Origin of the sequence: Halochromatium sp. (assembly GCF_046541315.1) — a bacterium.
Classification (GTDB): domain Bacteria; phylum Pseudomonadota; class Gammaproteobacteria; order Chromatiales; family Chromatiaceae; genus Lamprobacter.
On record NZ_JBKHDN010000255.1, the window covers coordinates 1 to 3420 of the forward strand.

3 protein-coding genes are annotated in these 3420 nt (G+C 65.9%); 1 reads left to right on the forward strand and 2 read right to left on the reverse strand.

The genetic code is table 11. The features are described from left to right. Window positions 1–116: 116 nt before the first annotated feature. Window positions 117–464 carry a Grx4 family monothiol glutaredoxin gene (gene grxD, locus ACLFQI_RS12685; protein ID WP_410759852.1) on the reverse strand — a complete coding sequence of 116 codons (348 nt, stop codon included), beginning with the start codon at window positions 462–464 and terminating at the stop codon, window positions 117–119. 204 nt (window positions 465–668) lie between these two features. Next, window positions 669–2462 (reverse strand): N-acetylglutaminylglutamine amidotransferase, encoded by a 1794-nt coding sequence (locus tag ACLFQI_RS12690; RefSeq protein WP_410759853.1) that lies wholly within the window; start codon window positions 2460–2462, stop codon window positions 669–671. 128 nt (window positions 2463–2590) lie between these two features. Here ACLFQI_RS12690 and ACLFQI_RS12695 point away from each other — a divergent pair, with 128 nt between their 5' ends. Beyond that, entirely contained in the window at window positions 2591–3172 is a 582-nt protein-coding gene (locus ACLFQI_RS12695; RefSeq protein ID WP_410759855.1) for a superoxide dismutase, read from the forward strand. Window positions 3173–3420 lie beyond the last annotated feature (248 nt).

Sequence of the window (3420 nt, forward strand, 5' to 3'; positions counted from 1 at the left end):
ATTCGGCCATCTATGACGCCGAACAGACGGCGCGGCTGTTTTGCACCATCGTCAATCGTTGGCGCTCGGCCGGGCTTCCCTGAGGCGGTGCGGCGCCTCTCGCTGACGCCTTCGATTCAGGCGGCGCCCTCGCGACTCGCCTCTTGCTTCGCCGCCGCCGCCTCCATCATGGTCTTCAGCTCGCCGCTCGCCGCTAGCTCCAGGGTGATATCGCAACCGCCGACCAGTTCGCCGTCGACGTAGATCTGCGGGAAGGTCGGCCAGTCGGCGTAGCGCGGCAGATTCTCGAAGATCTCCGGATCCTGGAGCACATTCACATAGGCGAACGCGACGCCGGTCTCGCCAAGCGCTTGCGCGGCGCGCATCGAGAAGCCGCACTGCGGCATCTGTGGCGTGCCCTTCATATAGATGACAACCGGGTGACCCTTGACCTGTTGGTCGATACGCTCGATGACGGCATCCATCGCAATACCTCGTGAAAGACTAGGTGATGAGTGAGGCCAAGGTCGGGATAGCGGCCGCGCATATCAAGGCGCGGCAGAGCGTGCCATGCGATCTCGCAAAGCCCAATGCGCTCGGCCCTGCTGACCGAGCGCCGCAGCCCGTTCGCGCGAGCGCCACCGCCAATCGACGCCGTCGGCCAGGCCTCCGAGCGTCCGCCCGCTGGGCTAGCGCCGGTCGAGATGGCGCTGCAACCAGTACTCGAGCAGCGCGACATGCCAGAGCTTGCTGCCCTGGATGCGGGTGTGGTGCTGGTCGGGCGCGTCCAGGAGCCGGTCGATGTACTCGCGCTGGTAGAGCCCCCGCTCGCGGCAGGCCTGTGCATTGAGGATATCGCGCATGAAGTCGAGGAAGGCGCCACGGACGTACTTGAGTGCCGGCATCGGGAAATAGCCCTTGGGCCGATCGATCACCGCATCCGGCAGCCGCCCGCGCGCGATCGCCTTGAGCGGATACTTGCCCCCCTCGCGCAGGCGCAGCGCCGGCGGGCACCGCGCCGCCAGCTCGACCAATTGATGATCGAGGAACGGCACCCGCGCCTCCAAGCCCCAGGCCATGGTCATGTTGTCGACCCGCTTCACCGGATCGTCGACGATCAGGGTAGTGACATCCAACCGCAGCACCGCGTTGATGACCTCGTCGGCGCCGGGCTCGGCGAGCCGCTCGGCGACATAGGCGCCGGTATGGTCCGGCCCGGCATAGGCGGGCGCCACCATCCGCAGGTACTCCTCGTGATCGCGATCGAAATAATGCCGGCGCACGCGCTCGACCGGATCACCCTCGGTCTCGGCGGCGATGCGCGGATACCAGAAATAGCCGCCGAAGACCTCGTCGGCGCCCTGCCCCGACTGCACCACCTTGGTCTCGCGCGAGACCTGCTCGGCGAGCAGATAGAAGGCGACCGCATCCTGGCCGAACATCGGCTCGGTCATCGCATCGACCGCCTCCGGCAGGCGGCGCAGCACCTCGTCGTTCGCCACCCGGAAGCGATGATGGCGGGTGCCGAAGTGCGCGACGACCTGATCCGAGTACTCGAACTCGCTGCCGGCCTCCTCCGGGGTGTCCTCGAAGCCGACCGAGAAGGTGTGCAGATCGGAAACGCCGTGCTCGGCCAGCAAGGCCACCAGCAGGCTGGAATCGAGCCCGCCCGAGAGCAGCACGCCGACCGGCACATCGGCGATCTCGCGGCGCTTGCGCACCGCCGTCTCCAGCGCATCGTGGATGGCCTCGATCCATTCGTCATCGCGGGTCGGCAGCCCGGAGCCGCTTGCGCCGCGCGTGGCGTCCAGCTGCCAGTAGCGCTGCTCGGTGCGCCGCCCATCGGCATCGATGCGCAGCCAGTGCGCCGGCGGCAGCTTGCGAATATCGCTCAGTATGGTGCGCGGTGCCGGCACCACCGCATGCAGGGTGAACAGATGGTGCAGCGCCACCGGATCGATGCCGTCGCCGACCCCGCCGGCGGCGACCAGCGCCTGGGTGGTCGAGGCGAAGCGCAGCCGGCCGTTGGCCTCGCTCCAATAGAGCGGCTTGATGCCGAAGCGATCACGGGCGAGGAAGAGCTGATGGCGGTTGGTATCCCAGATCGCGAACGCGAACATGCCGTGCAGCCGCTCGACACAGCCTTCGCCCCAGGCATGCCAGGCCTTGAGGATGACCTCGGTATCGCCGTCGGAGAAGAAGCTGTAGCCGCGATCGCGCAGCTCGCGCCGCAGCTCGGGATGGTTGTAGATGGTGCCGTTGAACACCAGCGCGAGGCCGAGCCCTGGATCGACCATCGGCTGATTCGAGCGCGCCGAGAGATCGATGATCGACAACCGCCGATGGCCGAGCGCGAGCGCGCCATCGCCATAACTGCCGCCGTGATCGGGTCCGCGCGGCTGCAGCCGCTCCATCATGCGGGCGATGGCGCCCAGATCGGCCGGCGCGCCGTCGAAACGCAGTTCTCCGCAGATGCCACACATCAGCTCGCTACCTCCGCCAGCCTGTTTTGTTCCTTGATATCCACTGTCTCGGGCCTACGTCTTCAGCGCTAGCGTTGCATTCATGCACCCCCAACAACCGACCCAGCAACCAAGCCAGGAGACTCAGTATGGCACACGAACTCCCCCCACTTCCGTACGAGAAGAACGCCCTCGAGCCAGTGATCTCCGCCGAGACCCTCGAGTATCACTACGGCAAGCACCACCAGACCTACGTCAACAACCTCAACAACCTGGTGCCCGGCACCGAGTTCGACGGCAAGTCGCTCGAGGAGATCATCAAGACCTCATCCGGCGGTATCTTCAACAACGCCGCGCAGGTCTGGAACCATAGCTTCTACTGGAACTGCCTGAGCCCGACCGGCGGCGGCGAGCCGAGCGGTGCCCTGGCCGATGCCATCAACGCCAAGTTCGGTAGCTTCGATGCCTTCAAGACGCAGTTCAGTCAGTCCGCAGCCACCAACTTCGGCTCTGGCTGGACCTGGCTGGTCAAGAACGGCGATGGCAGCGTCGAGATCATGAACACCTCCAACGCCGGCACGCCGATGACCGAAGGCAAGACCGCGCTGCTGACCGTGGATGTGTGGGAACACGCCTACTACATCGACTACCGCAACGCGCGGCCGAAGTACCTCGAAGCGATTTGGGACAAGATCGACTGGGAGTTTGTCGCCAAGAACTTCGCCGGCTAAACGCCTAGCGCGGTAACCGCGCGCCGACGCATGCTCCCAATGCCCAGCCTGGTGCTGGGCATTGTTTTGCCAGTGTCGGCAGTAAGAGGCGCCAGTCCGCCTCCCGCCACCTCGTTCTCCAGGGCACACAGGGAACCGACAGGCTGTTGCTTGCAGGCGGCGAACTGGATCAATCCGCAGACCCCTCCCGCCCCGGAAACGCCACCACCTCGGCGCGCACCTCCGGCGCAATGCCAGGCGGCCCAGCC

Bases quoted from the DNA above. Each gene is read 5' to 3' on its own strand.
- grxD (WP_410759852.1), bottom strand. From the start codon at position 464: ATGGATGCCGTCATCGAGCGTATCGACCAACAGGTCAAGGGTCACCCG.
- ACLFQI_RS12690 (WP_410759853.1), bottom strand. From the start codon at position 2,462: ATGTGTGGCATCTGCGGAGAACTGCGTTTCGACGGCGCGCCGGCCGAT.
- ACLFQI_RS12695 (WP_410759855.1), top strand. From the start codon at position 2,591: ATGGCACACGAACTCCCCCCACTTCCGTACGAGAAGAACGCCCTCGAG.